The organism is Acidovorax sp. Leaf191 (assembly GCF_001424425.1).
Lineage (GTDB): Bacteria > Pseudomonadota > Gammaproteobacteria > Burkholderiales > Burkholderiaceae_C > Acidovorax.
The window spans coordinates 785,573-810,270 of the sequence record NZ_LMPT01000001.1; the positions used below are offsets into that span (position 1 = coordinate 785,573).

A 24,698-nucleotide genomic window follows, 5' to 3' on the forward strand; every position below is an offset into this window, starting at 1 on the left:
GATGAACGCTCAGACCTCCATCCTCTTGAAGGCCCGGCGCTTTCGCTGGTGGGAACCCATCTTCTGGATCCTGGCCTTCGTCGCGCCGCTTGCCCTGCCCAGCCACGCGCTCATCATCAACGAGATCGCCATCGTGGCGCTGTTCGCGATCTCGCTGGACCTGATCCTGGGCTACACCGGCATCGTGTCGCTGGGCCACGCGGCCTTCTTCGGCATGGGCGGCTACGCGGCGGCGCTGTTCGCCAAGCATGTGATGCCCGACCCGCTGGTGGGCCTGGCGGTGGGCATTGCGGCGGCCACGGTGCTGGGGGCGGTGGCGTCGCTCACCATCATGCGCGGCACCGACCTCACGCGGCTCATGGTCACGCTGGGCGTGGGCCTGATCATGCTGGAGCTGGCCAACAAGCTCGACTGGCTGACGGGCGGCGCCGACGGCCTGCAGGGCGTGGTGATAGGCCCGGTGCTGGGCCAGTTCGAGTTCGACCTGTATGGCCGCACGGCGGCGTGGTATTCGCTCACGGTGCTGCTGGTGTTCTTCCTCATAGCGCGGCGCATCGTGCAGTCGCCGTTCGGCGCCACGCTCAAGGCCATCCGCGACAACCGGCTGCGCGCCATGGCCATCGGCATCCCCGTCACGGCCAAGCTGGCGCAGGTGTACACGCTGGCGGCCGCGCTGGCAGGCGCTGCGGGCGCGCTGCTCACGCAGACCACGGGCTTTGCATCGCTCGACCTGTTCGAGTTCCACCGCTCGGCGGACGTGATGCTGATCCTGGTGATCGGCGGCGTGGGCTGGCTCTACGGCGGCATCCTGGGCGCCGTGGGCTTCAAGCTGCTGCAGGACGTGATCTCGTCTGTCACGCCGCAGTACTGGACGTTCTGGATCGGCCTGTTCCTGGTGGTGCTGGTGCTGGTCGGGCGCGACCGCCTGTTCCGCCCCTGGACCTGGTTCGGGGCCGGGCGCAAGCCCGGTGCCAGCTCCAGCGCGGGAGGCCATTGATATGAACACGACAACCTCCACCACCGTGCTGTCGGCGCAGGGCCTGGTCAAGCGCTTCGGCGGTATCACCGCCACCAACAACGTCACGCTGGACTTGAAAAAGGGCGCACGCCACGCGCTCATCGGCCCCAACGGTGCGGGCAAGACCACGCTGATCAACCTGCTGACCGGCGTGCTGGAGCCCACCGAAGGCGCCATCGTGCTCGAAGGCCAGGACATCTCGCGCCTGGCGCCGCACCAGCGTGTGGCGCGCGGCATGGTGCGCACGTTCCAGATCAACCAGCTGTTCGACAGCCTCACGCCGCTGGAGACCCTGGCGCTCACCGTGTCGCAGCACCAGGGCCTGGGCGGCAAGTGGTGGCAGCCGCTGGGCGCGCGCCGCGCCGTCACCGAGCGCTGCGAGCAGCTGCTCGAGCAGTTCCACCTGACCTCGGTGATGGCCGAGGAAACGCGGGTGCTGGCCTACGGCAAGCGCCGCCTGCTGGAGATCGCCATCGCGCTGGCCTGCGAGCCGCGCGTGCTGCTGCTCGACGAGCCCGTGGCGGGCGTGCCCGCGGGCGAGCGCGAAGAACTTTTGCAAACCGTGGCGGCACTGCCCGCCGATGTCTCGGTGCTGTTGATCGAACACGACATGGACCTGGTTTTCAGCTTTGCCAACCGCATGACGGTGCTGGTCAACGGCACGGTGCTGACCGAGGGCGACCCGGACACGATTGCCAACGACCCGCAGGTGAGGGCGGTGTATCTCGGCCATGGGGAGGACGCCCATGTCTAAGACCGAGCTGCTTCGCATCGAGGGCTTGAGCGCGGGCTACGGCGAAGCCGTGGTGCTGCAAGGCATCTCCCTGTCGCTGGCCGAAGGCGACACCCTGGCCCTGCTGGGCCGCAACGGCACGGGCAAGACCACGCTCATCAACACGCTGGCAGGCGCCACGCGCCAGCACGGCGGCGCGGTGATGCTCGGCGGCGCGGCGCTGCACAAGCTGCCCTCGCACGAGCGGGCGGGCGCCGGCATCGGCTGGGTGCCGCAGGAGCGCAACATCTTCAAGTCGCTCACCGTGCACGAGAACCTCACGGCCGTGGCGCGCCCCGGCCGCAAGGGCTCCACCGCGCGCCCATGGACGCCCGAGCGGGTGTACGAGATGTTCCCGCGGCTGGCAGAACGCAAGACCAACCTGGGCACGCAGCTGTCGGGCGGCGAGCAGCAGATGCTGGCCGTGGGCCGCGCGCTGGTGCTCAACCCGCGCCTCTTGCTGCTGGACGAGCCGCTCGAAGGCCTGGCGCCCATCATCGTGGAAGAGCTGCTGCGCGCCATCCGCCGCATCACGCGCGAAGAAGGCCTGTCGGCCATCATCGTGGAGCAGCACCCGCAGGCCATCCTGGTCATCTCGGACCAGGCCGCCGTGCTGGACCGGGGCACGGTGGTGCACGCGGGCACAGCGGCAGAGCTGAGCGCGCAGCCCGCGCTGCTGGACCGCCTGCTGGGCGTGTCGCGCTGACAGGGGCCAAGGCATGCGCATGAACCTCACCATCCACCGCAGAACCCTCCTGGCCCTGGCCGCCGTGTGGGGCGCGGCCGCCGCCCACGCGCAGCCCGCGTTCCCCTCGCGCCCGATCCGCATCGTGGTGCCCAATGCGGCGGGCGGCGCGGCCGACATCACCGCGCGCACGGTGGGCCAGAAGATCGCGGGCCCGCTGGGGCAAAGCGTGGTGATCGAGAACAAACCCAGCGCGGGCGGCGTGGTGGCCGGCGAGCAGGTCGCACGCGCCGAGCCCGACGGGCACACGCTGCTGCTCATCAGCAGCGGCACCGCGGTGAGCGCCGCGCTGTTCAATACGCTGCCGTTCGACACGCTGAAGGACTTCGTGCCGGTGTCGCTGCTGGCCACGTTCGACCTGGCCATCGTCGTGCGTGAAGGCGGGCGCTTCGGCACCCTGGCAGAGCTGCTGGCCTATGGCCGCGCGAACCCGGGCAAGCTCAACATCGGCACGCCGCAGATCGGCACCACGCAGAACCTGGCGGCCGAACTCTTCAAGGTGACCGCCGGCATCGACGCCCAGGTGGTGCCCTTCAACGGCACGCCGCCGGTCATCACCGCACTGCGCGGCGGCGAGATCGACGCCATGGTGGACATCCTCGGCGGGCTGATGCCGCAGATCGGCTCCAGGGCCCTGCGCCCGCTGGCGGTGCTGGGCGCCCAGCGCGCGCCGCAGCTGCCCGACGTGCCCACGGTGCGCGACAGCGGCGGCCCCCTGGCCGGCTTCAACGTCACGTCCTGGAACGGCCTGGCCGTGCCCGCACGCACCCCGCCCGCCGTGGTGGAGCGCCTGTCGCGCGAGGTGCAGTCGGCCCTGGCCCAGCCCGACGTGAAAAAGCGCCTGCTGGAGCTGAACCTGCAGGCCCAGGGCAGCACGCCCTCGCAGGCCGCCGAACACCTGGCAGCCGATGTGCGGCGCTGGGGCGATGTGATCACGCGGGCCAAGATCGCGCGGCATTAGGCAGGGTTCGCGTTCAATCAGCCGGTCCGATACCGGTCGGGCTGACTGCCCCCGTACCGCACCCCTTTACCGCACCCCTTGCCGTTCGGGCTGAGCTTGTCGAAGCCTGGTGCCGCGCTTCGACAGGCTCAGCATGAACGGTAGGAGGTGAACCGTTTTTCTCCTTCCATAAGCAGCGTGATACCCGGCGACGTTCACGGGTGCTCGAACACCAGCGGCACCGTGCGCTGGATCAGCTCCAGCGCCGCTTTCTGCACCTGCGTGGCCGGCCGCTGCAGGCTGGTCGCCAGCGACAGCGCGATGCGCAGCGGCGGCTTGCCCGGCGTGCCGATGACCTGGGCCGTGTAGGCCGAAGGCCGGGGCGAGTTGAGCAGCGCGTTGCGCGAGAGGATGGCGCAGCCCGCGCCGTCGGCCACCAGGTCCAGGATGGCGGAGACGCCGTCGATCTCCAGCGCCACCTCAGGGCGGCAGCCGATGTTGGCCATCTCCGATTCCACATGCATGCGGATCGCGTTGGGCCGCGACGGGATGATCAGCGGCAGCCGCGCCACCTCGGCCAGCGGGATGGGGCCGGGCGGCGGGTCTTCGGCCAGGCCGGGCGGGCGCACGCGCACCAGCACCAGGTCTTCGTCGATGAGGTGCGCCACATCGATGTCGCGCGAGGGCTGGGCGTTGTAGAGCACCACGATGTCCAGGCGCCCGCTGACCAGGCCTTCCAGAATCGCGCCCGACAGCCCCTCGCTGATGGACAGGCGCGCCTCGGGCAGCTCCTGGCGGAAGGCGCGGGTCAGCGGCACCGTCATCACCCGCGCCACGCTGTTGGGCAGGCCGATGGCCACGCGGCCCGACAGCCCGCCGCGCATGCGGTCCATGTCCTCCCGCGCCCGCGCCATCTGGTGCAGGATGCCGCGCCCGTGCTCCACCAGCAGCTTGCCCGCTTCGGTGGGCGTGGCGCCCCGGCCATTGCGCACCAGCAGGTTCTGGCGCAGCTCCACCTCCAGCAGGCGGATCTGGCGGCTCAGCGCCGACTGCGCCACGTCCAGCGCCGCGGCCGCGCGGGTGAAGCTGCCGAGCTCCGCCACGCGCACAAAGTATTCCAGCTGCTTGAGGTCCATCGGAGAGGCGCGAAGCGGGGGCTCGGCAAAAGTGTTTCCTATCGGTAAATGATATACCTGCTAGACGGTGTAGCTACTTTTTGTATAGCTCGGCTTCGCCCAGAATCCGGCCTAGACAGCGCTCCAAGGCTCCGTGCGGGCTGGGCGCCCTGGCCCTTTTGTCTGCCTTTCACCTTCACGCCACCATGCCCCAACACCTTCGCGGAATCTCGTCCATGGCCACCCGCCAGGTGTTGGCCGAGCTGACTGCGGGCTTCGAGCAGGCCACGGGCCACCGCGCCAGCATCGAGGCCGTGGGCGGTGTGGACGCCGCCCAGCGCGTGAGGGCCGGCGAGGCCTTCGACGTGGTGGTGCTCGCGGCCGATGCCATCGCCAAGCTGCTGGCCGCGGGCTGCATCGTGCCCGGCAGCGTGGTCGACCTGGTGCATTCGGGCGTGGCGGTGGCCGTGCCCGCCGGTGCGCCGCAGCCGGACATCGGCTCCGAAGACGCCGTGCGCCAGGCCGTGCTGGCCGCGCGCAGCATCAGCTACTCCACCGGCCCGAGCGGCGTGGCGCTGGCAAAGCTGTTCGAACGCTGGGGCATCGCCGGCGAGATCGCGGGCCGCATGGTGCAGGCACCGCCCGGCGTGCCCGTGGGCTCGCTGGTGGCCAAGGGCGAGGTGGCGCTGGGTTTTCAGCAATTGAGCGAGCTGCTGCACGTGCAAGGCATCGCCATCGTCGGGCCGCTGCCGCCCGCCATCCAGATCACGACCACGTTCTCCGCCGGCATCGGCGCGCAGTCGCAGCAGGCCGATGCCGCCCGCGAACTGCTGGCCTACATGGCGTCGCCGCAAGCCGCGGACGCCAAGCATAGGCAGGGCATGAGCCCCGCGTGACCGGCCTGCGCCACAGCACAAGCACTTCGACAAGAACATCTTTCAGGAGCAACACCCCATGAGCCTCATCATCGACTGCCACGGCCACTACACCACGGCCCCCAAGGCGCTGGAGAACTGGCGCAACGCGCAGATCGCCGGCATCAAGGACCCCGCCCAGATGCCCAAGGTGGCAGACCTGACCATCAGCGACGACGAACTGCGCGAGTCCATCGAGACCAACCAGCTCAAGCTGATGAAGGAGCGCGGCAGCGACATCACGCTGTTCAGCCCGCGCGCGAGCTTCATGGCCCACCACATCGGCGACTTCGAGGTGTCCAGCACCTGGGCCGCCATCTGCAACGAGCTGTGCTATCGGGTCTCCACGCTGTTCCCCGACCACTTCGTGCCCGTGGCCATGCTGCCGCAAAGCCCCGGCGTGGACCCCGCCACCTGCATCCCCGAGCTCGAAAAGTGCGTGCATGAATACGGCGCCGTGGGCATCAACCTGAACCCCGACCCCTCGGGCGGGCACTGGACCAGCCCGCCGCTGACCGACAAGCACTGGTACCCCATCTACGAAAAGATGGTGGAGTACGACCTGCCCGCCATGATCCACGTGAGCACCAGCTGCAACGCGTGCTTTCACACCACGGGCGCGCACTACCTGAACGCCGACACCACGGCCTTCATGCAGCTGATCCAGGGCGACTTGTTCAAGGACTTCCCCACGCTCAGGTTCTTGATCCCGCACGGCGGCGGCGCGGTGCCCTACCACTGGGGCCGGTTCCGGGGCCTGGCGCAGGAGATGAAGAAGCCGCTGCTGGACGACCACCTGATGAACAACGTGTTCTTCGACACCTGCGTCTACCACCAGCCCGGCATCGATTTGCTGAACACGGTGATCCCGGTGAAGAACGTGCTGTTCGCCAGCGAGATGATCGGCGCGGTGCGCGGCATCGACCCCACCACCGGCAACTACTACGACGACACCAAGCGCTACATCGAGGCCAGCAAGATCCTGAGCGCGGACGACAAGCACCAGATCTACGAAGGCAATGTGCGCCGCGTGTTCCCGCGCCTGGATGCGCGCCTGAAGGCCAAGGGGCTGTGACCTTGCTGCCGGCCTAGATGACCCCCAACCCCGGCCGTTCACGCCGAGTCTGTCGAAGCGCGGCACCAGGCTTCGACAAGCTCAGCCCGAACGGTGGAGGGTGATCGAACGCCGTGCGCTCAAAGATCCAACACCACCCACACAAACGAAGAGAGACCACCATGTACGAACTAGGCGTTGTCTACCGCAACATCACCCGCGCTGACCGCGCGGCCGCCGACGGCCTGGCCGCTTTGGGCTCGGCCACCGTGCACGAGGCCATGGGCCGCGTCGGCCTGCTCAAGCCCTACATGCGCCCCATCTACGGCGGCCAGCAGATCAGCGGCACGGCCGTGACCGTGCTGCTGCAGCCGGGCGACAACTGGATGCTGCACGTGGCGGCCGAGCAGATCCAGCCCGGCGACGTGGTGGTGGCGGGGGTCACGTCCGAGTGCACCGACGGCTACTTCGGCGACCTGCTCGCCACCTCCTTCCAGTCGCGCGGTGCGCGTGCGCTCATCATCGACGCCGGCGTGCGCGACGTGAAGACGCTGCAGGAGATGAACTTCCCCGTGTGGAGCCGCGCCATCAGCAGCAAGGGCACGATCAAGGCCACGCTGGGCTCGGTGAACATCCCCGTGGTGTGCGCCGGTGCGCTCGTCACGCCGGGCGACGTGATCGTGGCCGATGACGACGGCGTGGTCTGCGTGCCCGCCGCCCGTGCGGCCGAGACGCTGGCCGCCGCGCAAAAGCGCGAGAGCTTCGAGGGCGAGAAACGCGCCAAGCTGGCCTCGGGCGTGCTGGGCCTGGACATGTACAACATGCGCCCCGGCCTGGAGAAGGCGGGCCTCAGGTACATCGACTAGATCAGGCAGCCTTGAATATTTCAGGCCTCTACCGCTTGCCTGGCAAGCGGTAGCAGCTATCGAATTTATAGCATTTGTTTTTTTGCATTCCATGACCTCTCGCACCTTCTCCCCCCTGCGCCGCAGCGTTGGCCTGGCGTCCGTTGTCTCGCTCGGCCTGGCCGCCACCCTGGGCCTCGCGTCCCACGGCGCACACGCCCAGGCCTTCCCCACCAAGCCGGTGCGCATCATCACGCCCTTCCCGGTGGGTGGCGGCCCTGATGGCGTGGCCCGCCTGGTAGCCGACAAGTTGTCCAAGAGCTGGGGCCAGCCCGTGGTGGTCGAGAACCGGCCCGGCGGCAACGGCTTCATCGCCATCGACGCCTTCAAGCGCGGCGCCAAGGACGGGCATGACCTGATCGTGCTGGACAACGTGCACCTGGCCGCCTACCCCAGCCTGTTCAAGAAGCTGCCCTACGACGTGGCCAAGGACTTCGACACGCTGCTGCCGCTGTTCAAGACCCACTTCTTCTTCACCGTGGGCACGGGCAGCAAGTACAAGACCGTGGGCGACATCGTGGCCGACGCCAAGGCCCGCCCGGGCAAGCTCAACTACGGCTCGTGGTCCGTGGGCAACCCGGTGCACCTGGGCTCGGAGCTGTTCGAGTCCGCCACCGGCACGCAGATGGAGCACGTGATCTTCAAGGAGACCACGCAGCTGTACACCTCGGTCGCCACCGGCGACATCGACTTCGCGTTGGGCAGCGCCGCCACCGCCGGCCCGCTGTACCGCGCGGGCAAGCTGCGCCTGCTGGCCTTTGCCGGCCCCCAGCGCTCGGCCGAGTTCCCCGACGTGCCCACCGTGGGCGAAGCGGGTGGCCCCAAGGACTTTGCCGTGACCGGCTGGAACGCCATCGCCGTGCCGCCCGGCCTGCCTGCGGCCGTCACCGACAAGATCAAGCGCGACATAGAGCAGGCCCTGACCGGCCCGGATGTGGCCGAGAAGTTCAAGACCTTCGGCTACGAGCAGTTCCCCACCACGCGCCCCCAGTTCGCGCAGTTCGTGAAGGACGAGAGCCAGCGTTTTGGCGACGTGATCAAGAAGGCCAACGTTTCGCTGGACTGATGGCATCCACCTTTGTGAAAGTTTCATCATCATGAGTAAACCCACTTCCGGCCCTTTCGAGAAGACCGCTGGCTGGCTGGACTGGTACACCGGCCCGAGCCAGCCCCGGTTCCAGCTGCCCGCAGGCGCGGTGGATGCGCACTGCCACGTGTTCGGCCCCGGCGCCGAATTTCCTTACGCACCCGAGCGCAAGTACACGCCCTGCGATGCCTCCAAGGCGCAGCTGTTCGCGCTGCGCGACCACCTGGGCTTCGACAAGAACGTGGTGGTGCAGGCCACCTGCCACGGCGCGGACAACCGCGCCATGGTCGATGCGCTCCAGGCCAGCGGCGGCAAGGCCAAGGGCGTGGCCACGGTCAAGCGCAGCATCTCGGACGCCGAGCTGCAGGCGCTGCACGACGCCGGCGTGCGGGGCGTGCGCTTCAACTTCGTCAAGCGCCTGGTGGACTTCACGCCCAAGGACGAGCTGATGGAGATCGCCGGCCGCATCCACAAGCTCGGCTGGCACGTGGTGATCTACTTCGAGGCGGTGGACCTGCCCGAGCTGTGGGACTTCTTCACCCAGCTGCCCACCACGGTGGTGGTGGACCACATGGGCCGCCCGGATGTGAGCAAGCCGGTGGATGGCCCCGAGTTCGCGCTGTTCCTGAAATTCATGCGTGAGCACCCCAACGTGTGGAGCAAGGTCAGTTGCCCCGAGCGCCTGTCGGTGGCCGGCCCCAAGGCACTGAACGGCGAGCAGGCGGCCTACCAGGACGTGGTGCCGTTTGCGCGCAAGGTGGTCGAGGAGTTCCCCGACCGCGTGCTCTGGGGCACCGACTGGCCGCACCCCAACCTCAAGGACCACATGCCCGACGACGGCCTGCTGGTGGACTTCATCCCGCACATCGCGCCCACGGCCGAGCTGCAAAAGAAGCTGCTGGTGGACAATCCCACGCGCCTGTACTGGCCCGAGTTGGCCCAGGGCTGAAGGAGCACACCATGGCATTGCACAAACCCTACAAGGACGTGCCCGGCACGACCATCTTCGACGCCGAGCAGTCGCGCCTGGGCTACCACCTGAACCAGTTCTGCATGTCGCTCATGAAGGCCGAGAACCGCGCGCGGTTCCTGGCCAACGAGCGCGGCTACCTGGACGAGTGGCCCATGACCGAAGACCAGAAGCTGGCCGTGCTCGCCCGCGACCTCAACCGCTGCATCGCGCTGGGCGGCAACATCTACTTCCTGGCCAAGATCGGCGCGACCGACGGCCGGTCCTTCCAGCAGATGGCCGGCTCCATGACCGGCATGACGGAAGACGAATACCGCAACATGATGATCGGCGGCGGCCGCTCGGCCGAGGGCAACCGCTACGTCGGCGAAGACGGCGACGCACAGGCGCACCGACAACCCCAAGGAGCCGCCGGCAAGAAGCCGGCCGGACACTGACATGGCCAAGATCACCGCATCCGTCTACACCTCCCACGTGCCCGCCATCGGCGCGGCGCTCGACCTGGGCAAGCAGGGCGAGCCCTACTGGCAGCCGCTGTTCAAGGGCTACGACTTCTCCAAGGCATGGGAGAAGGCCAACAAGCCCGACGTCGTGTTCCTGGTCTTCAACGACCACGCCACCGCATTCAGCCTGGACATGATCCCCACGTTCGCCATCGGCACGGCCGCGTCCTACCAGCCCGCCGACGAGGGCTGGGGCCCGCGCCCCGTGCCCACGGTGTACGGCCACCCCGAGCTGGCCGCGCACATCGCGCAGTCGGTCATCCAGGACGACTTCGACCTCACCATCGTCAACCGCATGGATGTGGACCACGGCCTCACCGTGCCGCTGTCGCTGATGTTCGGCCAGCCCGAGCAGTGGCCCTGCAAGGTCATCCCGTTCGCGGTCAACGTGGTGCAGTACCCCGTGCCGTCGGGCAACCGGTGCTTTCAGATCGGCAAGGCCATCCGCAAGGCGATCGAGTCGTTCGATGAAGACCTCAACGTGCAGATCTGGGGCACGGGCGGCATGAGCCACCAGCTGCAGGGCCCGCGCGCCGGCCTGATCAACAAGGACTGGGACAACAAGTTCCTGGACCGCCTGATCGCCGAGCCCGCCGAGCTGGCCCAGGTGCCGCACATCGAATACGTGCGCGAAGCCGGCAGCGAGGGCATCGAACTCGTGATGTGGCTCATCGCCCGCGGCGCCATGAGCGATGTGGCCGGTACCGGCCCAGCGCCCAAGGTGGCGCACCGCTTCTTCCACGTGCCCGCCAGCAATACGGCAGTGGGGCACCTGATCCTCGAGAACCAATAACTTCAAGGAACCCGACATGACCATCAAAGTCGCACTCGCAGGCGCTGGCGCCTTCGGCATCAAGCATCTGGACGGCATTAAAAACATCGACGGCGTCGAAGTCATCTCCCTCATCAGCCGCGACCTGGCCAAGACCCAGGAAGTGGCCGACAAGTACGGCATCCAGCACGTCAGCACCGACCTGAACGATGCACTGGCCATCCGGGAGGTGGACGCCGTGATCCTGTGCACCCCCACGCAGATGCACGCCGAGCAGAGCATCGCCTGCCTGAAGGCCGGCAAGCACGTGCAGGTGGAGATCCCGCTGGCAGATAGCCTCAAGGGCGCGCAGGAAGTCGTCGCCACGCAAAAGGACAAAGGCCTGGTGGCCATGTGCGGCCACACGCGCCGTTTCAACCCCAGCCACCAGTACGTGCACCAGAAGGTCCAGGCAGGCGAGTTCAACATCCAGCAGATGGATGTGCAGACCTACTTCTTTCGCCGCACCAACACCAATGCGCTGGGCCAGGCCCGCAGCTGGACGGACCACCTGCTGTGGCACCACGCCGCGCACACGGTGGATTTGTTCGCGTACCAGGCGGGCAGCCCCATCGTCAAAGCCAACGCCATCCAGGGCCCCATCCACCCGGTGCTGGGCATTGCGATGGACATGAGCATCCAGCTCAAGGCAGCGAACGGCGCCATCTGCACGCTGTCGCTGTCGTTCAACAACGACGGCCCGCTGGGCACGTACTTCCGCTACATCGGCGACACCGCCACCTACCTGGCGCGCTACGACGACCTGTACAACGGCAAGGACGAGAAGATCGACGTGAGCCATGTCGACGTGTCGATGAACGGCATCGAGCTGCAGGACCGCGAGTTCTTCGCCGCCATCCGCGAAGGCCGCGAACCCAACTCCAGCGTGGGCCGCGTGCTGGCGTGCTATGAGGTGCTGCACGGATTGGAGCAGCAGCTCAACGCGGGCTGAAGCCCGGCTTTCAGGGGTTGAAAAAGACCCTGTCGCCCATTGGAAGAGCGCGAGCAGCTATCGATTCGATAGCTGCTCTTTCTTTTGGGTGCCCGGCTTCATACCTGCGCAGAGGCGTGGAGGGGCGCTGGTGTTCAGATCGGCGCGTAGCTGCCCGTGCCGCCCGGCCAGGCCGTGAGCACTTCGTACCCGTCGGGCGTCACCGCCACCATGTGCTCCCACTGGGCGGACAGCGAGCGGTCCTTGGTCACCACGGTCCAGCCGTCGGCCAGCTCCTTGGTTTCGCGGCCGCCGGCGTTGAGCATGGGCTCGATGGTGAAGACCATGCCGGCCTCCAGCGTGAGGCCGGTGCCGCGCTGGCCGTAGTGCAACACGTTCGGTACGTCGTGATAAATCTGCCCGATGCCGTGGCCGCAGTACTCGCGCACCACGCTGAAGCGCTCGCGCTGCGCCACCGTCTGGATCGCGTGACCGACGTCGCCCAGCGTGGCCCCGGGCCGCACCTGCCGGATGCCTGCGCACAGGGCTTCGTACGTCGTTTCCACCAGGCGCCGGGCGAGCGTGCTGGGCGCACCGACGAAGTACATGCGGCTGGTGTCGCCGTACCAGCCGTCCTTGATCACGGCCACATCGATGTTGACGATGTCGCCCTTCTTCAGGATCTTGTCGTGCGACGGAATGCCGTGGCAGACCACCTGGTTGACCGAGGTGAGGATGGTCTTGGGGTACCCCAGGTAACCCACGTTGGCCGGCACCGCGCCCTGTACGTTCACGATGTGATCGTGGCAGATGCGGTCCAGTTCTTCGGTGCTCACGCCGGGCACCACGTGGGGCTCGATCCTGTGCAGCACCTCGGCGGCCAGTTGCGCGGCGCGGCGCGACAGGGCCAGTTCGTCTGCCGACTTGATGGGGACGCTGCGCGCCATCAGTGCTTCCCGTTGCCCACGGCGCGGGGTTTGTCCGGCAGGCCGTCCACCGCCATGGCGATGTCCAGGCCGCCCGCCATTTCGGCCCGCACCAGCAGCTGGCAGATCTCGCGGTGGTCGAGCTCGGGGTGCATCTCGGTCAGCATGCCCACCCGCATCCAGTGCTCGGCCTGCGCGTTGATGGAGCGGCTCAGTGCCGTGCCTGCGACCCGCAGGTTCTCGTGCATCTGGTCGGAAATTTTGACGATACCCATGGATTGGTCTCTATATAAAACGTATACGAATTATATATAAAACGTGTAGCGACGTCTTAAGATGACGCACAGCATGGGTTGACCACAATGGGCGGTCCGCCGTGCCGCTGCCTCTGCGGCCCACGCACGCCACCGCAACACCAGGACCAGCCACCCATGGGTTCATCGCCTCCCGTGACCTTTCGCCCCTTCGCCGGGCCGTCGGATTTTCCGGCCATGGTCGCCTGCGCCAACGCCAGCTTTGCGCTCGATGAGACCCGGTTCTTCCGCACCGTGGACGACGTGGCGCGCGACTACGCCGCATTCACCGCGTGCGTGCCGCAGCACGACGTGTGGATCGCGCAGGCGGGAGACAACATCGCCGGCTATGTGCGCGCCTGGCACTGGGAGCAGGTCGACGGGCTGCAGCTGTACGGGCAGTTCGCCGTGGTCGCACCGCCGTGGCGCCGGCGCGGCATCGGCACGCAACTGCATGCATGGCTGGAGGCGCGGCAGCGCGCCATGGCCGCGGCCCGGGGCCACCCCGGCCCGCATGCGCACCACGCCTTCGTCACCCAGGGCGAAAGCGCGCGCGCGGCGCTGCTGGAAAAATCCGGCTACCGGCCCGAGCGCTACTTCTTCACCATGGTGCGCCCCACGCTGAACGACATCGCCAACTTCGCGCTGCCTGCCGGCGTGGAAGTGCGCGCGGTGCAGCCCGACCACTACCGCGCCATCCGCGAGGCGCACCACCGTGCGTTCCGGTCGCACTGGGGTGTCGCGCCGCCGGACGACAATGACTACGAACGCTGGCTGGACAGCCCCGTCTTTCAGCCGCACCTGTGGCAGGTGGCCTGGGATGTGGCCACGAACGAAGTGGCTGGCCAGGTGCGCGCGTACATCGATGCGACGTGGAATGCGGGCAACGCACGCCAGCGCGGCTGGACGGAATTCATCAGCGTGGACGAGCGCTGGCGCCGCCGGGGCCTGGCGCGTGCGCTGATCGCGCGCAGCCTGCGGGCGCAGGCCGACGCGGGCATGCACGAGTCCGGGCTGGGCGTGGACAGCACCAACGCCCACGGCGCCCAGGGCATCTATGAAGACTGCGGATTCATCGTCGAGCAGCGCAACTGCGTGTTCCGCAAGCCCCTGCTCCTGGACCGCACGCACCAGCCGCGGAGCCCCGCCGCGCCCGCGCGTTAGTCAGTTCGACAAGTCCCTCGACAGCACGATGAGCCCCCACACCGCCACCACCAGCTGCACCAGGTTGAGCAGCAGCGCCGTGGCATGGATGCGGCGGAACTGCTGCACCGCCCCTGCATGGCCCGCTTCGATCCGGCTGCCCAGATGCAGCATCACCGGCAGCAGACGCCTGCGCAAGAGCGTGGCCGTGGCAGCCAGCACGGCGGCACCCACGGCAAACGCCCACCGGCCCCACAGCGCATAGCTGACCGCAGCGCCCAGTGCCACCCAGAAAGCGGCCTGGTAGTACACGTTGAAGAATCCGCGCACGAACCGGGCGTCCAGCGGCTCGTCGTGCCGCAGTATCAAAAGCGGCAGGCCCCCCAGCAGGAAGTAGCCCGTGTTGACCAGCATGGCCACGGTGAAGAACAGCGCGGGGTAGATCGCGGAGGGCATGGCACTTCTCCTGGGCAGGGCGGGCTCGCTGCGGCGGGGCGATGGGGCCGCGAACGGCCTTGCGTAATGTATCTCTGGCGGGCGCGCAGGGGTGCTGCCTGCGTGCTGCCCGCCTGTACAGGCGCGCAGATGTTGGCAACAATGGCCCGCCATGCCAGCCCCCACTTTCTTCGCCACGCCCGCCGCCTTCCGCCGATGGCTGCAGCAGCACGCCGCGCAGTCCAGCGAGCTGCTGGTGGGCTTTCACAAGGTCGGCTCGGGCCGCCCCTGCATGACATGGTCCGAATCGGTGGACGAGGCGCTGTGCTTTGGCTGGATCGACGGCGTGCGCCGGCGCATCGACGAGCACAGCTATTCCATCCGCTTCACGCCACGCAAGCCATCGTCCATCTGGAGCGCGGTGAATATCGCCAAGATGGAGCAGTTGCAGGCGGTTGGCCGCATGATGCCCGCGGGCCTGGCGGCCTTCAGCCACCGCAAGGCGGACAAGTCCGCCATCTACTCGCACGAGCAGGCCGCAGCCGCCGAGCTGCCCGCGCCGCAGTTGCGCGAGTTCCAACGCCACAAGAAGGCCTGGCAGTTCTTCGAGGCCGCACCGGCGGGATATCGCAAATCGATGCTGCACTGGGTGACATCGGCCAAGCGTGCCGAAACCCGCGATTCGCGGTTTGCGCAATTGCTGGCCGCTTCGCAAGCGGGCGAACGGATCGACCTGTGGACGGGGCGGGCCGCGGCATTGGCTGCCAAGGCTTGAGGGCGCCTGCTTGTCGTAAGCTTGCGCCATGCAACAAAGAAACCTTGGACCTTTCTCCGTCTCGGCCATCGGGCTGGGCTGCATGAACCTCTCGCACGCCTACGGCGCGCCGGTGTCGGCCGAGCAGGGCGAGCGCGTGCTGCTGGCCGCGCTCGATGCGGGCGTGACGCTGTTCGACACCGCCACGCTGTATGGCTTCGGCGCCAACGAAACACTGGTGGGCCGCGTGATGAAGAGCCACCGCAGCCGCTTCACCCTGGCGAGCAAATGCGGCATGCAGGGCGTGGACGTGGCCGGCGACGGCAAGCTGGTGCGCGTGATCGACGGCCGCCCCGCCACGCTGCGCCAGACCTGCGAAGACAGCCTGCGCCGCCTGCAGACCGACGTGATCGACCTGTACTACCTGCACCGCTGGGACAAGAAGGTGCCCATCGAAGACAGCGTGGGCGCACTGGCCGACCTGGTGCGCGCGGGCAAGATCCGCAGCATCGGCCTGTCCGAAGTGTCCGCCGCCACCCTGCGCCGCGCGCACGCGGTGCACCCCATCGCGGCGGTGCAGACCGAGTATTCGCTGTGGACCCGCAACCCCGAGATCGCCGTGCTCGACGCCTGCCGCGAGCTTGGCACCGCCTTCGTCGCTTTCAGCCCGGTGGCGCGGGGTTTTTTGTGTGGCGAACTCACGGACGTGAGCACGCTGGACGCCAAGGACATCCGCCGAGCCATGCCGCGTTTTGCGCCCGATGCCTATGCTGCCAACCTGCAACTGCTGACCGGCTACCAGGCCATCGCGCGCGAGGTGGGCTGCACCCCCGCGCAACTGGCGCTGGCGTGGTTGCTGCACCGGGGCGAGCACATCATCCCCATCCCCGGAACGACGAGCGTGGAGCACCTGCTGGACGATGTGGGCGCGGCCGGTGTGCAGCTGGATGCGGCGGTGATCGCACGGCTTGATGTGCTGATCAATGAGCGCACGGTGGTGGGCCCGCGGTACAGCGCGCAGAGTGCGGGTGAGGTGGATACCGAGACGTTCGAAAGCCGCGCGGCGTAGCGGGTGCTGAAAAGACAAGGGCCCGGAGCATCACTGCTCCGGGCCCTTGCCTTTGGGTTACTGGAAGCCTCAACGTCCGCGCAGATTCCCCTTGTCATCCGCAATCACGATCTCCACGCGACGATTCATCGCGCGGCCCTCCGGCGATGCGTTGTCGGCCACGGGGTGGGCCTTGCCGTAGCCGCGGGCGGTGATGCGGCTGGTGTCCACGCCGCGCACCACCAGCGCGTCGCGCACGGCCTGGGCGCGACGGTCGGACAGGTCCTGGTTGTAGCTGTCGGAGCCCACGCTGTCCGTGTAGCCCTCGATCAGCAGCTTGCGGTCCGGGAACTGCTTCAAGAAGTTGGCCAGCTTTTCCAGGCGCGGTGCGGCCTGGGGTGAGAGCTCGGCCTTGTTGAAGGCGAACAGCACGTCGCCGAGCGTGACCAGCAGGCCGCGTTCGGTCTGCTGCGCTTCCATGTCGCGCAGCTGGGCTTCCAGCGCGCGCACGCGGTCCTGGGCGGCATTGGCCTGGGCCATGGCGGCGGTGGCATTGGCCTGCTGCTGGGCGGCGCGTTGCTCGGCGCTCATGGCCTGGGCCTGGGCCTGCTGGGCGCGCAGGCGGGCCTGGTCGGCCTCCTGGGTGCGGGCCTGCAGGCGGATGCGGTCGGCCTCGCTGCCGGCTTGCTGGATGTTGGCGTCGAGCTGGCGTGCGCGGGCGGTGTTGGTCGCGATCTCGGCACGCTGGCGGGCGATGTAGGCCAGGTGGTTGGTTTCCGATTCGTCGTGGTCGTCGGCCCATTCACGGTCGGCGCGGGCCAGGGCGTCGGTGGCTTGCTTGAGCTCCACGGCGGCGTACTGGTTCACGGCGGGGTCGCCCGCAGCGGCGGTGACGGCAGAGCGGGCTTGCTCCAGGGCGGGCAGGGGTGCGGTGCTGGCACAGGCGGCGAGCAGGCCCACGGCGATCAGGCTGGAGCACAGGGCGGTGGTACGGTGGATCAATTGGCGCATGGTGGGATGTCCCTTCAAATGTCGTTCAGGCGGTCAGTGGTGAGGCGCGGCGCAAGGCGTGCGACGGCGCTCAGCGGGGAGACCGGCGGTTGATTTCTTCCTGCAGCGCACGGATGCTGTCCTGCACCTGGGCCAGGTTGGTGGCGTTGCGGGCCGCATCGGCGCGCGTCTCGGCCACGCGGGCATCGACTTCTGCTTCGGCTGCCAGGCGGCGGGCGTTCTTGTAGTCGCCCTGGGTCATGGACTTCTCGGCCTGGATGAGCTTTTCCTGCGCACGCTGCAGGTCGACCGGTGCATTGGCGGCCACGGTGGGCGCTGCCGCGACACGGTTGACCGTGGTGCGGGTCACGGCCATCTGCTCGGTGGGGGCGGGGGTGGAAGAGCATGCCGCCAGGGCGCCCAGCGCAAGGGCTGCAGCGGTGGTTCGGATGAGTGCGGTCGAGTGCATGGTGTAGTGAACTCCTGCTGGAAGTGGTGTAGTGACGGTGGCCAGCGGCTGTGCCGCGAGGGCACGTTGTGCGGTGCTGGCACCGGAGACCAGGGGTGGCCCTGGTGTGCATGCATTGTTGGCGGCGGGCCGTGGAGGGGGCGTAGGTACTGCCTCTGTATTCCTGTGGGCGAAGTCTTACGAACTCTTGCAATTGCATGCGCTGCTGCATTCACATTTGCATTTGCGGCTTTGCGTTGATGGGTGGCGCAGGAGTGCGCGGCTGAGTCCTACGGCTTGACGGGCATCAACATGGCACGCTAGTTACTTGGTAGCGAAGGTGTGGTGCGGGCGGCCAGCGATGTGCCGCACCCAATCGTGCGCGGATCATGCTGAAAGCCGTGCCAGTGGGCTCGAAAGACCGTTGGCACTGTTTGTCAAACGGGCTTGTTCTGCACGCCAGCACCTGACGTCTCGGCCGGGCTTTCTTGCTGGACCATGCCGGTAGGTCGGCTGAGCCAGCCTGCGATGGCGCCGTGTGCGGTGTCTGGTGGTGGTGCTGGCAGTTGCGGGCGCTCTTCGCTTTTCGTGAACATCGGCCAAGTGCAGCGCTTGCAGCGCGTGCAGCGCGGGCCCTGTGCCGATCCAATGCAAGGAGCAGCGTTGAGCATGCAAGATTTCCCCTTCATGACCTGGGTCCGCGAGACCACCGTCATCGGCATTCCGTTGTGGAGCCTGCTGCTGGCACTGGCCGCAGCCGTCACCACCTACTTTGCGATCATGGTGGTGCTGCACCTGCTCACGCGGCGTGCCCGCAGCTGGGCCAGCCGCTCAGGTAGCGCCACCGCGCACACGGCGGCCGATGTGCTCGCCGGCACCAGCCGGCTTCTGGTGTTGCTGGTCGCACTGCTGGTGGGGGCCAACTTTCTGGACCTGCCCCTGCGCTGGGAAACGCGGCTGAGCCAGCTGTGGTTCGTAGCGGTGGCGCTGCAGCTGGGCCTGTGGGGCATGCGCGCCATTGGCTTGGGTGTGGGCCGCTACGTGCAGCGGCACAGCTCCAGCGGCATGACGCAGGTCAGCGCTTCGGCCACGCTGCTGTCCTGGGGCCTGCGCACGCTGCTGTGGAGCGTGGTGGCGCTGGCCATCCTGTCCAACCTGGGGGTCAACATCACTGCCTTCATCGCCAGCCTGGGTGTGGGCGGCATTGCGGTGGCGCTGGCGGTGCAGAACATCCTGGGCGACCTGTTCGCATCGCTGGCCATCGCGGTGGACAAGCCCTTCGAGGTGGGCGACTTCATCGTGGTGGGCAATGTGTCGGGCACGGTGCAGGTCATCGGCCTCAAGACCACGCGCATCCGCAGCCTGCAGGGCGAGCAGATCGTGATGTCCAACACCGACCTGCTCAAGCAGACCATCAGCAACTATCGCATGCTGGAGAAGCGGCGCATCGTCTTCCAGTTCGGCGTGTCGTACGCCACCACGCCCGAGCAGGCCGAGGCCATCCCCGGCGTGGTGCGCAGGCTCATCGAGGCGCACCCCGAGCTGCGCCTGGACCGCGTGCACTTCAAGTCGTTCGGCGAGAGTTCTCTGCAATACGAAGTGGTCTACATCGTGCAGGACCCGGCGTTCAACCTGTACATGGACCTGCAGCAGTCCATCAACCTGGCGCTGATGCGGGAGTTCAAGGCCATGGGGGTGGCGTTTGCGTTTCCGACGAGCACGGTCCACATTGCGCGAGACCGGCCTGCGGCTGCCGCGAGCGTGGCGGCAGAAGCGCGGCAGGCGGAACAGGTAGAGCATGTGGAGCCGGGAGGGGCCGGCGAGGTCCTCAGTCGTTCAACACAAAACCGATCCTGACCTCGCGACAGGGGCCGTGTGCTTCCACGCTGATATCGGCGCTCCACACATCGGGGTGCTCGCAGCGCATGTGGCGAAAGTGAGTCCCGGCGCCCGCAACCTGGGCCGGGTCTCCACTGCAAGCCAGTGGCGCCATGGCGGCAGCGTGCTTTAGCAACGCGACATCGGGGTCCATGTAACTGCCGTAGTCCATGGCGACATACGGCACGCCTTCGCCATCGCGCCCCTTCCAGTGAAAGCGCGCGGGGCGGCATTCTGCAAAGGTGGGCGTGGCATTGCGGACGCTTTCAGGCACGCCGACGTAGTACAGCGGCCATCCTGGCCTGACGTCGCTGACTTCGAACAGCATCCACAGGCCCAGCAGGGCAGTCGGCGGCAGGATCAGGCACGCGAGAACAAGGCCCTTCACCCATCCTGGCAGCTTCGGTGTTGGGTCATTCATTACGGGGCACGAGCAGCTGCAGGGTTCCAAAAAAAGGCCGGCGACCCTTGCGGGTAGCCGGCCTGAACGGGTAGTTGCAGACTTAGCGCTTCTTTCTCAACCGGCTGTGTCCGTTTGCCATCACTTGGCGACGACGCGCACCATCTCCAGGCACTTGTTCGAGTAGCCCCATTCGTTGTCGTACCAGGACACGATCTTCACGAAGGTGCCATCGAGCGCAATGCCGGCATCCGCGTCGAAGATCGACGTGCGGGTGTCGCCGCGGAAGTCTGTGGCCACCACCTTGTCTTCGGTGTAGCCCAGCACGCCCTTCAGTGCGCCTTCGGACTGGGCCTTCATCTCGGCCTTGATTTCTTCGTACGTGGCGGCCTTGTCCAGCTCCACGGTCAGGTCCACCACCGACACGTCGGAGGTGGGCACGCGGAAGGACATGCCGGTCAGCTTCTTGTTCAGGGCAGGGATCACCACGCCCACGGCCTTGGCAGCGCCGGTGCTCGAAGGGATGATGTTCTCCAGGATCCCGCGGCCGCCGCGCCAGTCCTTGTTGGACGGGCCGTCCACGGTCTTTTGCGTGGCGGTGGCGGCGTGCACCGTGGTCATCAGGCCGCGCTTGATGCCCCACTTGTCGTTGAGCACCTTGGCCACGGGAGCGAGGCAGTTGGTGGTGCACGATGCGTTGGACACGATGGCCTGGCCGGCGTAGGTGTCGTGGTTCACGCCGAACACGAACATGGGCGTGTCGTCCTTGGACGGGGCCGACAGGATGACCTTCTTGGCGCCGGCATCGATGTGCTTTTGCGCGGTGACCTTGTCCAGGAACAGGCCGGTGGATTCGATCACCACATCGGCGCCGACTTCGTTCCACTTCAGGTTGGCAGGGTCGCGCTCTTGCGTCAGGCGGATCTTCTTGCCGTTGACGATCAGGGTATTGCCCTCAACCGACACGGTGCCCTGGAAGCGGCCGTGCACCGAGTCGTACTGCAGCATGTACGCCAGGTAGTCAGGCTCCAGCAGGTCGTTGATGCCCACGACTTCGATGTCGCTGAAGTTCTGGACGGCGGAGCGCAGCACGTTGCGGCCGATGCGGCCGAAGCCGTTGATACCAATCTTGATCGTCATAGCTTGTCATCTCTCCAAGGTTGCAAAGTCGAAAAATCAGGAATCTGCCGCAACGCGCCCCCCGGCGGCAGGGCGCGCAGCGGGCTGGACGGGTCAGCGTGCATTCTTGGCGGGCTTGAGCCGTGCGGCGCCGACGGCAACCAGCACCGCGTCGGCGACGTTCTCTTCGGTAAAGCCGAAGTGCTTGAACAGCACGGGCGCGGGAGCCGATTCGCCATAAGTGTCGATACCGACCACAGCAGCGCAGCCGTACTTCCACCAGCCGTCGGTCACGCCCATTTCCACCGCCACGCGGGGCATGCCGGCAGGCAGCACGCTGCTCTTGTACTTGGCATCTTCGCGGTCGAACGTGGTCGTGCTGGGCATGGAGACCACGCGCACAGCCACTTTCTTGTCGGCCAGCAGGCGCTGGGCCTTCAGGGCCAGTTGCACTTCGGAACCGGTGGCGATGATCACGGCCACGGCCTTCTTGTTCAGGCCCACGTCGGCGGGTTCGGACAGCACATACGCGCCGCGGCTGATGTCGCCCAGGTCGCGCTTGGGGGCGTAGGGCAGGTTCTGGCGCGACAGCAGCAGGGCGGTGGGCTTGTTGCGGTTGGACAGGGCCACGCTCCAGGCCACGGCGGTTTCGGCCGTGTCACCGGGGCGCCACACATCCAGGTTGGGGATCAGACGCAGGCTGGCGGCGTGCTCGATGGACTGGTGGGTGGGGCCGTCTTCGCCCAGGCCGATGGAGTCGTGCGTGAACACGTGGATCACGCGCTGCTTCATCAGCGCGGCCATGCGGATGGCGTTGCGGCTGTAGTCGCTGAAGGTCAGGAACGTGCCGCCGTAGGGGATGAAGCCGCCGTGCAGCGCGATGCCGTTCATGATCGCGGCCATGCCGAATTCGCGCACGCCGTAGTTGATGTGGCGGCCACCGATCTTCTGGCCGCCTTCGACTTCGGTCTGCACCACGTTGCCCTGCATGTCAAAGCGCAGGTTGGGCGTGCTCTTGGTGTTGGTGAGGTTGGAGCCGGTCAGGTCGGCGCTGCCGCCCAGCAGCTCGGGCAGGGCCGCGGTGAAGGCTTCCAGCGCCAGCTGGCTGGCCTTGCGGCTGGCCACGGTTTCGCCCTTGGTGTGGGCAGCGACCACGGTGTCCACGGCCACTTGCGCGAAGTTGGCGGGCAGGTTGCCTTCCATGCGGCGCGTCAGTTCTGCCGACAGCTCGGGGAACGCGGCGGTGTACGCGGCAAAGCGCTCGTTCCATTCGGCTTCGACGTTCTGGCCGTTGGCCTTGCCGTCCCAGTCGGCGTACACGTCTTGCGGCACGACGAAGGGCTCGCTGCTCCAGCCCAGGGCTTCGCGCGTGAGCTTGATTTCTTCGGCACCCAGCGGCTCGCCGTGGGCCTTGGCGGTGTTGGCGCGGTTGGGGCTGCCCTTGCCGATGTGCGTCTTGCACACGATGAGGGTGGGGCGCTCGGTCTGCTTCTTGGCCTCGGCAATCGCGGCGGCCACCTTGTCGGCGTCGTGGCCGTCGATGGGGCCGATCACGTTCCAGCCGCTGGCCACAAAGCGCAGGGGGGTGTTGTCGGCAAACCAGGGGGCGACCTGGCCGTCGATGCTGATGCCGTTGTCGTCGTACAGGGCGATCAGCTTGTTGAGCTTCCAGGCGCCGGCCAGGGACACGGCCTCGTGGCTGATGCCTTCCATCAGGCAGCCGTCGCCCAGGAACACGTAGGTGTTGTGGTCCACCACCGCGTGGCCTTCGCGGTTGAACTCGCTGGCCAGCAGCTTTTCAGCCAGCGCAAAGCCCACGGCGTTGGTGATGCCCTGGCCCAGCGGGCCGGTGGTGGTCTCGACGCCGGCGGTGTAGCCCACTTCGGGGTGGCCGGGGGTCTTGCTGTGCAGTTGGCGGAAGTTCTTGAGTTCTTCGATCGGCAGGTCGTAGCCGGTCAGGTGCAGCAGCGCGTACAGCAGCATGGAACCGTGGCCGTTGGAGAGCACGAAGCGATCGCGGTCGAACCACTGGGGGTTGGCGGGGTTGTGCTTGAGGTGGCGGCCCCACAGTGCCGCTGCCATGTCGGCCATGCCCATGGGGGCGCCGGGGTGGCCGGAGTTGGCTTGTTGAACTGCGTCCATGGCCAATGCGCGGATTGCATTTGCCATCTGTTGGGATTGCTGCGGGGTATGGGCCATGGGGTGTGCGGGTTCGGGTGGGAGGGGTGGGATTTCAGGGGGAAACCCGGCATTTTACCGGCCCTGCTTTCCCGCGCCCGAACCGGCAGGGCCGAACCCTTGGCGAAGCAGCGCCTGCGCTGCGATGCACTACAGTGCGGGCCATGCAAGGACTGCACCTCACTGCCGATCTCCGGGACTGCCGCTGCGCCCCCGTGTGGCTGCTGGACGCCGCCGCGCTGGGCCAGGCCTGCGCCGACGCCGTGCGCCACGCCGGGCTGCAGCCCGTGGGCCAGGTATTTCATGAATTCCCGGCCACAGCGCACGGCCCGGGCGGGGTGACAGCTACGATTTTGCTAGCTGAGTCGCACTTGTGCGTGCACACCTGGCCCGAGCAGCGCGCCGTCACGCTCGATGTCTACGTGTGCAATTTCGGCGCCGACCATTCGGACAAGGCGCGGGCGCTGATGGATGCGCTGCTGGCGTTGTTCGAGCCTTCCTCGGTGCAGCGCCACGCGCTGCAACGGGGCACCGTGCCGGAGCTGGCGGCATGAGCGCGCTGAACCCGGCCGTCCCTTCCCAGGTCCCCGCGCTGCTGCTGGCCGCCGGCCGCGGCGAGCGCATGCGCCCGCTGACCGACACCACCCCCAAGCCGTTGCTCGCGGTGCAGGGGCTGCCGCTGCTGGAGTGGCACCTGCAGGCGTTGCAGGATGCGGGCGTGCAGCGGGCTGTCATCAACACCGCCTGGCTCGGGTCGCAGATCAGCGAGCGGTTTGCAGATGTTTTTGGCCTCCACCGCTTGCTGGACGGGCGCAAGCCGCTATCAATTTCATACTCCCACGAGGGTGTGGACTTCGGTGGTGCGCTTGAAACCGCCGGCGGCATCGCCCGCGCGCTGCCCCAGCTGGGGCCGGTGTTCTGGCTGGCGGCGGGCGATGTGTTTGCGCCCGACTTCGTGTTCGACAGCGGCGCAGTGCAGGCTTTTGCCGCCAGCGACCGCCTGGCGCACCTGTGGCTGGTGCCCAACCCGGCGCACAACCCGCGGGGCGACTTCGGCTTGTCGCCAGAGGGGCTGGCGCTGAACCTCGCACCCGGCGATCCTGCGCCCCGTTACACCTACAGCACCATCGCCCTGCTGCGCGCAGAGCTGTTCGCGCTGCCTTGGTGCGACATTCCGGCCGGCAACCCGCAGGGCATTCAGGCGCCGCTGGCCCCGCTGCTGCGCCGCGCCATGGACCAGGGCCGTGTCAGCGCAGAGATCTACCCCGGCCGCTGGACGGACGTGGGCACGCCCGAGCGGCTGGCAGAGCTCAACCGCTGA

The 24,698-nt window shown here is 67.5% G+C and carries 27 protein-coding genes; 18 read left to right on the forward strand and 9 right to left on the reverse strand.

The annotated features are described in order from the left end of the window. Position 1: 1 nt before the first annotated feature. Genes ASG27_RS03405 through ASG27_RS03420 form a run of 4 tightly spaced genes read left to right on the forward strand, consistent with a single transcriptional unit; the run spans position 2 to position 3,496 of the window. Positions 2–997, forward strand: coding sequence for a branched-chain amino acid ABC transporter permease (locus ASG27_RS03405; RefSeq protein ID WP_056411316.1), 996 nt, complete (start codon positions 2–4; stop codon positions 995–997). A 1-nt stretch (position 998) separates the two neighbouring features. Continuing rightward, a complete protein-coding gene (locus ASG27_RS03410) occupies positions 999–1,772 on the forward strand; it encodes an ABC transporter ATP-binding protein (RefSeq protein WP_056411318.1) in 774 nt (257 codons plus the stop codon). After that, a complete protein-coding gene (locus ASG27_RS03415) occupies positions 1,765–2,496 on the forward strand; it encodes an ABC transporter ATP-binding protein (protein ID WP_056411321.1) in 732 nt (243 codons plus the stop codon). Before ASG27_RS03410 ends, ASG27_RS03415 begins: the two co-directional genes overlap by 8 nt. 19 nt (positions 2,497–2,515) lie before the next feature. After that, a complete protein-coding gene (locus tag ASG27_RS03420) occupies positions 2,516–3,496 on the forward strand; it encodes a tripartite tricarboxylate transporter substrate binding protein (RefSeq protein WP_056411665.1) in 981 nt (326 codons plus the stop codon). 194 nt (positions 3,497–3,690) lie between these two features. Here the strand turns inward: ASG27_RS03420 and ASG27_RS03425 are convergent, their stop codons facing one another. Beyond that, positions 3,691–4,611: a LysR substrate-binding domain-containing protein gene (locus ASG27_RS03425; protein ID WP_056170950.1), complete on the reverse strand. Its 921-nt coding sequence runs from the start codon at positions 4,609–4,611 to the stop codon at positions 3,691–3,693. Positions 4,612–4,796: 185 nt separating this feature from the next. Between ASG27_RS03425 and ASG27_RS03430 the strand changes: the two genes are divergently transcribed. The 8 genes from ASG27_RS03430 to ASG27_RS03465 all read left to right on the forward strand — a co-directional run bounded on the left by ASG27_RS03430 (position 4,797) and on the right by ASG27_RS03465 (position 11,786). Then, positions 4,797–5,486, forward strand: a complete 690-nt coding sequence (locus ASG27_RS03430) for a substrate-binding domain-containing protein (RefSeq protein WP_200912368.1) — start codon at positions 4,797–4,799, stop codon at positions 5,484–5,486. Between the two features lie 58 nt (positions 5,487–5,544). Then, complete coding sequence (locus ASG27_RS03435) at positions 5,545–6,579, forward strand: amidohydrolase family protein (RefSeq protein WP_056411325.1); 1,035 nt, start codon at positions 5,545–5,547, stop codon at positions 6,577–6,579. A 161-nt stretch (positions 6,580–6,740) separates the two neighbouring features. Then, complete coding sequence (gene ligK / locus ASG27_RS03440) at positions 6,741–7,424, forward strand: 4-carboxy-4-hydroxy-2-oxoadipate aldolase/oxaloacetate decarboxylase (protein ID WP_056411326.1); 684 nt, start codon at positions 6,741–6,743, stop codon at positions 7,422–7,424. Positions 7,425–7,515: 91 nt separating this feature from the next. Continuing rightward, entirely contained in the window at positions 7,516–8,529 is a 1,014-nt protein-coding gene (locus ASG27_RS03445) for a Bug family tripartite tricarboxylate transporter substrate binding protein (RefSeq protein WP_056411328.1), read from the forward strand. Positions 8,530–8,560: 31 nt separating this feature from the next. Then, positions 8,561–9,499, forward strand: a complete 939-nt coding sequence (locus ASG27_RS03450; protein ID WP_056411330.1) for an amidohydrolase family protein — start codon at positions 8,561–8,563, stop codon at positions 9,497–9,499. A gap of 11 nt (positions 9,500–9,510) precedes the next feature. Then, positions 9,511–9,957: a protocatechuate 4,5-dioxygenase subunit alpha gene (ligA, locus tag ASG27_RS03455; RefSeq protein WP_056170929.1), complete on the forward strand. Its 447-nt coding sequence runs from the start codon at positions 9,511–9,513 to the stop codon at positions 9,955–9,957. 1 nt (position 9,958) lies between these two features. Then, positions 9,959–10,816, forward strand: a complete 858-nt coding sequence (locus tag ASG27_RS03460; protein ID WP_056411331.1) for a class III extradiol dioxygenase subunit beta — start codon at positions 9,959–9,961, stop codon at positions 10,814–10,816. Between the two features lie 16 nt (positions 10,817–10,832). After that, positions 10,833–11,786: a Gfo/Idh/MocA family oxidoreductase gene (locus ASG27_RS03465; RefSeq protein WP_056411333.1), complete on the forward strand. Its 954-nt coding sequence runs from the start codon at positions 10,833–10,835 to the stop codon at positions 11,784–11,786. A gap of 134 nt (positions 11,787–11,920) precedes the next feature. On the opposite strand, the gene map is transcribed toward ASG27_RS03465, so the two are convergent. Together map and ASG27_RS03475 are read right to left on the reverse strand one after the other, a co-directional pair. Beyond that, positions 11,921–12,712, reverse strand: a complete 792-nt coding sequence (gene map, locus ASG27_RS03470; RefSeq protein WP_056411336.1) for a type I methionyl aminopeptidase — start codon at positions 12,710–12,712, stop codon at positions 11,921–11,923. Next, entirely contained in the window at positions 12,712–12,966 is a 255-nt protein-coding gene (locus ASG27_RS03475) for a ParD-like family protein (protein ID WP_056411337.1), read from the reverse strand. The genes map and ASG27_RS03475 overlap by 1 nt, the downstream gene beginning before the upstream one ends. A gap of 156 nt (positions 12,967–13,122) precedes the next feature. Here ASG27_RS03475 and ASG27_RS03480 point away from each other — a divergent pair, with 156 nt between their 5' ends. Continuing rightward, positions 13,123–14,148, forward strand: coding sequence for a GNAT family N-acetyltransferase (locus ASG27_RS03480; protein WP_056411339.1), 1,026 nt, complete (start codon positions 13,123–13,125; stop codon positions 14,146–14,148). On the opposite strand, the gene ASG27_RS03485 is transcribed toward ASG27_RS03480, so the two are convergent. Then, the gene (locus ASG27_RS03485; RefSeq protein ID WP_056411341.1) at positions 14,149–14,583 is read right to left on the reverse strand and encodes a hypothetical protein; all 435 of its coding nucleotides are present in this window, start codon (positions 14,581–14,583) and stop codon (positions 14,149–14,151) included. A 151-nt stretch (positions 14,584–14,734) separates the two neighbouring features. Between ASG27_RS03485 and ASG27_RS03490 the strand changes: the two genes are divergently transcribed. Both ASG27_RS03490 and ASG27_RS03495 read left to right on the forward strand, forming a co-directional pair. After that, positions 14,735–15,337, forward strand: coding sequence for a YdeI/OmpD-associated family protein (locus ASG27_RS03490; RefSeq protein ID WP_056411343.1), 603 nt, complete (start codon positions 14,735–14,737; stop codon positions 15,335–15,337). Between the two features lie 28 nt (positions 15,338–15,365). Continuing rightward, positions 15,366–16,385, forward strand: a complete 1,020-nt coding sequence (locus tag ASG27_RS03495; protein WP_056411345.1) for an aldo/keto reductase — start codon at positions 15,366–15,368, stop codon at positions 16,383–16,385. A gap of 69 nt (positions 16,386–16,454) precedes the next feature. Here the strand turns inward: ASG27_RS03495 and ASG27_RS03500 are convergent, their stop codons facing one another. Continuing rightward, the gene (locus tag ASG27_RS03500) at positions 16,455–17,375 is read right to left on the reverse strand and encodes an OmpA family protein (protein ID WP_056411347.1); all 921 of its coding nucleotides are present in this window, start codon (positions 17,373–17,375) and stop codon (positions 16,455–16,457) included. 70 nt (positions 17,376–17,445) lie between these two features. Further along, positions 17,446–17,823, reverse strand: a complete 378-nt coding sequence (locus ASG27_RS03505; protein ID WP_056411349.1) for a DUF4398 domain-containing protein — start codon at positions 17,821–17,823, stop codon at positions 17,446–17,448. 648 nt (positions 17,824–18,471) lie between these two features. Between ASG27_RS03505 and ASG27_RS03510 the strand changes: the two genes are divergently transcribed. Then, the gene (locus tag ASG27_RS03510) at positions 18,472–19,659 is read left to right on the forward strand and encodes a mechanosensitive ion channel family protein (RefSeq protein WP_082485753.1); all 1,188 of its coding nucleotides are present in this window, start codon (positions 18,472–18,474) and stop codon (positions 19,657–19,659) included. Here the strand turns inward: ASG27_RS03510 and ASG27_RS03515 are convergent. From ASG27_RS03515 to tkt, 3 genes are all read right to left on the reverse strand, one after another. Beyond that, entirely contained in the window at positions 19,631–20,101 is a 471-nt protein-coding gene (locus tag ASG27_RS03515) for a hypothetical protein (RefSeq protein ID WP_056411351.1), read from the reverse strand. The two genes, ASG27_RS03510 and ASG27_RS03515, sit on opposite strands and share 29 nt — an antisense overlap. A 120-nt stretch (positions 20,102–20,221) precedes the next feature. Further along, on the reverse strand, positions 20,222–21,220 hold the full coding sequence (gene gap / locus ASG27_RS03520) for a type I glyceraldehyde-3-phosphate dehydrogenase (protein ID WP_056411353.1): 999 nt from the start codon (positions 21,218–21,220) through the stop codon (positions 20,222–20,224). Between the two features lie 93 nt (positions 21,221–21,313). Further along, positions 21,314–23,398, reverse strand: a complete 2,085-nt coding sequence (gene tkt, locus ASG27_RS03525) for a transketolase (RefSeq protein ID WP_056411355.1) — start codon at positions 23,396–23,398, stop codon at positions 21,314–21,316. A gap of 143 nt (positions 23,399–23,541) precedes the next feature. Between tkt and ASG27_RS03530 the strand changes: the two genes are divergently transcribed. Next, on the forward strand, positions 23,542–23,931 hold the full coding sequence (locus tag ASG27_RS03530) for an S-adenosylmethionine decarboxylase family protein (protein ID WP_056411358.1): 390 nt from the start codon (positions 23,542–23,544) through the stop codon (positions 23,929–23,931). Continuing rightward, positions 23,928–24,698 carry a nucleotidyltransferase family protein gene (locus tag ASG27_RS03535; protein WP_056411360.1) on the forward strand — a complete coding sequence of 257 codons (771 nt, stop codon included), beginning with the start codon at positions 23,928–23,930 and terminating at the stop codon, positions 24,696–24,698. Before ASG27_RS03530 ends, ASG27_RS03535 begins: the two co-directional genes overlap by 4 nt.

What these genes read in the sequence shown, in the direction of transcription:
- ASG27_RS03410 (WP_056411318.1), top strand. Translation starts at nt 999, where the DNA reads ATGAACACGACAACCTCCACCACCGTGCTGTCGGCGCAGGGCCTGGTC.
- ASG27_RS03465 (WP_056411333.1), top strand. Translation starts at nt 10,833, where the DNA reads ATGACCATCAAAGTCGCACTCGCAGGCGCTGGCGCCTTCGGCATCAAG.
- ASG27_RS03500 (WP_056411347.1), bottom strand. Translation starts at nt 17,375, where the DNA reads ATGCGCCAATTGATCCACCGTACCACCGCCCTGTGCTCCAGCCTGATC.
- ASG27_RS03425 (WP_056170950.1), bottom strand. Translation starts at nt 4,611, where the DNA reads ATGGACCTCAAGCAGCTGGAATACTTTGTGCGCGTGGCGGAGCTCGGC.
- ASG27_RS03415 (WP_056411321.1), top strand. Translation starts at nt 1,765, where the DNA reads ATGTCTAAGACCGAGCTGCTTCGCATCGAGGGCTTGAGCGCGGGCTAC.
- ASG27_RS03505 (WP_056411349.1), bottom strand. Translation starts at nt 17,823, where the DNA reads ATGCACTCGACCGCACTCATCCGAACCACCGCTGCAGCCCTTGCGCTG.
- ASG27_RS03435 (WP_056411325.1), top strand. Translation starts at nt 5,545, where the DNA reads ATGAGCCTCATCATCGACTGCCACGGCCACTACACCACGGCCCCCAAG.
- ASG27_RS03490 (WP_056411343.1), top strand. Translation starts at nt 14,735, where the DNA reads ATGCCAGCCCCCACTTTCTTCGCCACGCCCGCCGCCTTCCGCCGATGG.
- ASG27_RS03535 (WP_056411360.1), top strand. Translation starts at nt 23,928, where the DNA reads ATGAGCGCGCTGAACCCGGCCGTCCCTTCCCAGGTCCCCGCGCTGCTG.
- ASG27_RS03405 (WP_056411316.1), top strand. Translation starts at nt 2, where the DNA reads ATGAACGCTCAGACCTCCATCCTCTTGAAGGCCCGGCGCTTTCGCTGG.
- ASG27_RS03460 (WP_056411331.1), top strand. Translation starts at nt 9,959, where the DNA reads ATGGCCAAGATCACCGCATCCGTCTACACCTCCCACGTGCCCGCCATC.
- ligK (WP_056411326.1), top strand. Translation starts at nt 6,741, where the DNA reads ATGTACGAACTAGGCGTTGTCTACCGCAACATCACCCGCGCTGACCGC.
- gap (WP_056411353.1), bottom strand. Translation starts at nt 21,220, where the DNA reads ATGACGATCAAGATTGGTATCAACGGCTTCGGCCGCATCGGCCGCAAC.
- tkt (WP_056411355.1), bottom strand. Translation starts at nt 23,398, where the DNA reads ATGGCCCATACCCCGCAGCAATCCCAACAGATGGCAAATGCAATCCGC.
- ligA (WP_056170929.1), top strand. Translation starts at nt 9,511, where the DNA reads ATGGCATTGCACAAACCCTACAAGGACGTGCCCGGCACGACCATCTTC.
- ASG27_RS03450 (WP_056411330.1), top strand. Translation starts at nt 8,561, where the DNA reads ATGAGTAAACCCACTTCCGGCCCTTTCGAGAAGACCGCTGGCTGGCTG.
- ASG27_RS03495 (WP_056411345.1), top strand. Translation starts at nt 15,366, where the DNA reads ATGCAACAAAGAAACCTTGGACCTTTCTCCGTCTCGGCCATCGGGCTG.
- ASG27_RS03445 (WP_056411328.1), top strand. Translation starts at nt 7,516, where the DNA reads ATGACCTCTCGCACCTTCTCCCCCCTGCGCCGCAGCGTTGGCCTGGCG.
- ASG27_RS03515 (WP_056411351.1), bottom strand. Translation starts at nt 20,101, where the DNA reads ATGAATGACCCAACACCGAAGCTGCCAGGATGGGTGAAGGGCCTTGTT.
- ASG27_RS03475 (WP_056411337.1), bottom strand. Translation starts at nt 12,966, where the DNA reads ATGGGTATCGTCAAAATTTCCGACCAGATGCACGAGAACCTGCGGGTC.
- map (WP_056411336.1), bottom strand. Translation starts at nt 12,712, where the DNA reads ATGGCGCGCAGCGTCCCCATCAAGTCGGCAGACGAACTGGCCCTGTCG.
- ASG27_RS03420 (WP_056411665.1), top strand. Translation starts at nt 2,516, where the DNA reads ATGAACCTCACCATCCACCGCAGAACCCTCCTGGCCCTGGCCGCCGTG.
- ASG27_RS03530 (WP_056411358.1), top strand. Translation starts at nt 23,542, where the DNA reads ATGCAAGGACTGCACCTCACTGCCGATCTCCGGGACTGCCGCTGCGCC.
- ASG27_RS03510 (WP_082485753.1), top strand. Translation starts at nt 18,472, where the DNA reads ATGCAAGATTTCCCCTTCATGACCTGGGTCCGCGAGACCACCGTCATC.
- ASG27_RS03485 (WP_056411341.1), bottom strand. Translation starts at nt 14,583, where the DNA reads ATGCCCTCCGCGATCTACCCCGCGCTGTTCTTCACCGTGGCCATGCTG.
- ASG27_RS03430 (WP_200912368.1), top strand. Translation starts at nt 4,797, where the DNA reads ATGCCCCAACACCTTCGCGGAATCTCGTCCATGGCCACCCGCCAGGTG.
- ASG27_RS03480 (WP_056411339.1), top strand. Translation starts at nt 13,123, where the DNA reads ATGGGTTCATCGCCTCCCGTGACCTTTCGCCCCTTCGCCGGGCCGTCG.